The following is a 3,176-nucleotide window of genomic DNA, read 5'->3' as shown; positions in this document are numbered from 1 at the left end:
GGTGCCGTTGAGCGACAGGTTCACCGCCTCGCCGGTGGCCGTGTCGGTCAGCCCGGAGGCTCCGGCCACCACGTCCAGCGCATAGGTCAGGGTACCCGCACCATCAGCGCCAAACGCCGAATTGAAGTTGGCGGCGAAGCTCTGGGTGGCGTTGGTCGCCAGCACCGTCTCGTCCACCGTCAGCGTCGGTTCCACGCCGGTGGTGTTGATGCTCGGCCCGTCGTCGTCGAAGATGATCTTGGAGCCGATTTCGGTGGTGGTAACAGAGGCTTTGACCAGCGTGAAACCACCGATATCAAAGTCGGCGTGGTCATTGCCCTTGGCATTGACGGCCGCACCGTTCTCGATCAGCACGCGGTTGTGATCCGCCGTAGTGGTGTATTCAATCTGGTAGCCGGCTTTAATGCCGGTGAGGGTTGCGACCCCTGCAGCAAAGCTGATGATGATGCTGGGATCATTCGCCGAGCCATCTGAATTCTCGATCACCTGCCCGGCGCTGTTGAAGACGCGAACATTGGTGATGGCCACCGTCGCATCATTCGCATATCCATTGATGAAATTCACGCCAGGTTCAGCCGCGGTGCTGGATGCGCTGATTCTTACCACGGCACTCTTGCCGCTTTGCAGCTGCACAACGTCGAAACTGGCCGACTTCGCATTGAAGACGTCGGTAAAGTCGACGTTGGATTCAAGATCGGCTTCGTTCTGGTCCAGGTTGGGAATGGTCACATTCTGCCTGGCACCCGTGACGAACGAAAAGCGGATGCCCTCTTGCTCCACAATCATCTGATTGTTGGTGCCGAAGGTGGTCGGGCCACCCGCCTGGCTGGTATTGATCGTGTCGCCAGTCGTTATATTGGCGCCGCTTGACTGGTCTGCGGGGTCTTTGCCGGTGGCGATGATGGTGGGATCCGTGATCCGCAACACACCACCGACATCGACAACGTTCGGGTTCGCCTTCGTGAACATCAGGAACAGGTTCTGACCGGAGGGTGCATTGGCCAGACTGAATTCCATGTCCTGGCTGGCGCCGATGAAAACCTTATCCAGCAGATTGAGCGAATCATCGGCATTCGTCATAACGGGATGTTTGAGCGGTTGGTACTCCACGGTCCAGATCTTGCCGCCCGTGACCGGCGAACCGGTTTCTTCAATGTAGGCAGCGAACACGATCGCGCCGCTTGCGCTTCCGGCTCGGCCCACGACGATGTTGTTGTTCGTATCCGTATAGAGAAGGATGCTGGTGCCATCGAGGGTATCCAGCCCGCTGTCCACGCCATTGAGCGGTGCGCCAGAGATGCCGACGAAGCTGATATCGGTAATGCTTGCTCCGGGGTCAGCGGTGATGGTGAATGCATTGCTGCCGGTGTTGCCCACGGCACCGGTATAGCCACTCAAGGCCGCACCCGTTGCGGTACCTGCCCCCAGTGCGGCCAAACGGGTGGCGAAGGTCGAGGGCAGCGACGCCACCAAAATGTCATTGTCGTCAGCGTCCCCCGCAGGGGTTGGCGTGGCAGTGGCGTTCTGCAACCCGGCCGTTTCGTCCAGCGTTACGTCCTCGCCGGTCGCCACTACGCCCAAAACGCTGTCCGTAAAGGACGTAGTCGCCATGGCGTCGTCACCCGTGCCGACCACTCCATCGGCGCCCGCAGAGGCCGCTGTCAGCAGAAACGTTGCGCCTGCCGAGTCGTCGGGATTCACGTACCACGAAGTGGTGACGCTGCCGTTGACTTGGCCGTCAAGATCGCCGGCGCCACCGTCGGTCACGGACCAGGGCTCGTGTCCCTCGCCGGTATTGGTATCAAGCACGTCGTCGGACGTACCCCACACACTATCCGCGCCGGCACCGATGGCGTGGTCCACTTCGAGTGTCACGGTGCTGCCGGCGGCGAAACCGCTGGCCGTGATGATGGCCGTGCTGCCGGGGGCGTAGTCTTCAAGGTTGGTGGTGACGGTCGGAATGTAGGTAAAAGTCCAGTCGTGGCTGACGGGTGAAGGATGGTCACCGGCGTTATTGGCCAGGTCACTGGTGGGCGATGAGTTTTTTTTGCGCATAGTCATGACTTTCTCCTGAGGGGGGTCCAGTCATCGGGGGTCGACCTTGGACCATTTTCGGTTCTATTGGTCACAACTATGAACATGCACCGCAGGCTGCACATCGACTGATACTCCTAGGCGGACTAGGAGTTTCAGGCTATTGGGAGGGGAGACGGGATGACGCGAAGGAACCGAGCCGCATATTCCGCTTGTTTCGCTTGTGAATGAGGACATGGCGCTGCTGTTCAAGGTCGCCGGGGCTTTAACCGCCAGCGCGTCGAACTGAGGCTGAACCTGCTCAGGCGGCCGGGTAGAAAGGCGACATGGATTTAACTGGTCGAGAAGGGCCGCTTTTTGGCCGATAGCAGTCTGTCGAATCAGTTTGAGCTTGGCTTGAATGAACACGCAGCCAGATTAAACAGGCACTCCAAAGTACCCCCAAGGAGCAGCCATTGGCAGTTCCTTGGGGATCTCCTTCGTCATTCAGATTGTGCCGGGCATAAAAAACTACCCTCAGGCCTGCGGAACTCATCGAAATGAGCCTCGTAGGTGCTTATCGATGACAATCACTCCTCTGAAACCCCTGGGTGCTAAGCAGGGCGCGGTGCTTCAACAGGCGGGGTTCCGTCGTGAAACATCGTCTTCAGTTGAGCACGCAGTTCTGGTGAGTCGGTGTGCTTGTGAACACTGACCGCATGTTGCGCGGCGGCCTCGAGCAGTTCGTTTTCAGAGTCTGCGGACAGTGCGATTGAGCAGTGGGAATCGCTCGGAAACTCGCGGCAGTCGATGTATTTACGCGCCATGAATGTTTTCCTCCCTACGACGAAGGCAGGCCGTGGCCTGCGTGAACGATCGCTCGACGCGTCCCCCCTACATCAAACACGACTGCATGCCGCATCGAGTGTGCCGATCGTTAAAGTATAGGCCCACCGATGTCAGGGTAGTTGTGCCAGACATAGAAAACGGTCGCGCGGAAACAGGGAGCAGATCGCGACGGCTCGGCATTTACCTGAAACTGCTGCGCATCGAAGAAAATCTCTCAGCCGCGTGGGCAGGGTGATGGTCAGTATCAATGACCACCCGGACATTCGCCGCGCATGCGATCATCCGAATCTCTTATCTGAACTGCAAAAAGAATA

2 protein-coding genes are annotated in these 3,176 nt (G+C 58.5%); both read right to left on the bottom strand.

From position 1 onward, the window contains the following. Positions 1-1,611: DUF5801 repeats-in-toxin domain-containing protein (locus J4D25_RS26815; protein WP_258536629.1), on the bottom strand; the 1,611-nt coding region annotated here is incomplete at its 3' end. Positions 1,612-2,627: 1,016 nt separating this feature from the next. Next, positions 2,628-2,840 carry a DUF1059 domain-containing protein gene (locus J4D25_RS26810; RefSeq protein ID WP_008001113.1) on the bottom strand — a complete coding sequence of 71 codons (213 nt, stop codon included), beginning with the start codon at positions 2,838-2,840 and terminating at the stop codon, positions 2,628-2,630. Positions 2,841-3,176 lie beyond the last annotated feature (336 nt).

It is taken from the genome of Pseudomonas sp. GW456-L13, assembly GCF_017350115.1.
GTDB lineage: Bacteria > Pseudomonadota > Gammaproteobacteria > Pseudomonadales > Pseudomonadaceae > Aquipseudomonas > Aquipseudomonas jessenii.
This window is presented reverse-complemented; position numbering and strand designations above follow the sequence as displayed.